The sequence below is a fragment of the Microvirga sp. 2MCAF38 genome (assembly GCF_052115485.1).
In the GTDB taxonomy this organism is placed as follows: domain Bacteria; phylum Pseudomonadota; class Alphaproteobacteria; order Rhizobiales; family Beijerinckiaceae; genus Microvirga.
The window spans coordinates 1-530 of sequence record NZ_JBFRGU010000017.1; the positions used below are offsets into that span (position 1 = coordinate 1).

Sequence of the window (530 nt, forward strand, 5' to 3'; positions counted from 1 at the left end):
ACGTGCAGCGTCTTCTGGCCGGCATCCGTCCCCACTACGGCGCGCGTCGTCGTAATCTGGCCCGTCTGCGCATCGATCTGGAACAGGCCGCTCGCATCCGTCGTCAGGCCTGTATCCGCGAACTTGTACAGATTGTTGCGCCATTCCGGCGCCGTGTCGGGATCGACCGCGCTTGCCAGCACAACGCTCGCACCCGCTCCCGTCACGGTGGCTTTGAGCGCCTGCCCGCCGCTGAAGCCGATATCCGTCGCCGCGTGATTGACATCGGCAACCGGGTTCACCGTGATCAGGAAGTCCTTGTAGGTCGACGTCGATCCCGATCCGCCGTTCCGGTCGGTGACCTTGATCGTCACCGTGTAGGTCTCCGTCTTCGTGATGCCTGTGAGCGCCGCGACCTTCAGCTGCCCGTCTTCGATCTTGAAGCGGCCGCCCGCATTGCCGCTGCCGCTCGAGCCGCCATTGCCGCTCGTGTCGAACGCGTAGATCAGCCCGACATCCCCCTCCGGATCGAGCGCCGTCAGATCGCCCAC

1 protein-coding gene is annotated in these 530 nt (G+C 65.1%); it reads right to left on the bottom strand.

The window, feature by feature from the left end; translation table 11 throughout:
- Nucleotides 1-530: hypothetical protein (locus AB4072_RS17115; RefSeq protein WP_441969936.1), on the bottom strand; the 530-nt coding region annotated here is incomplete at both ends.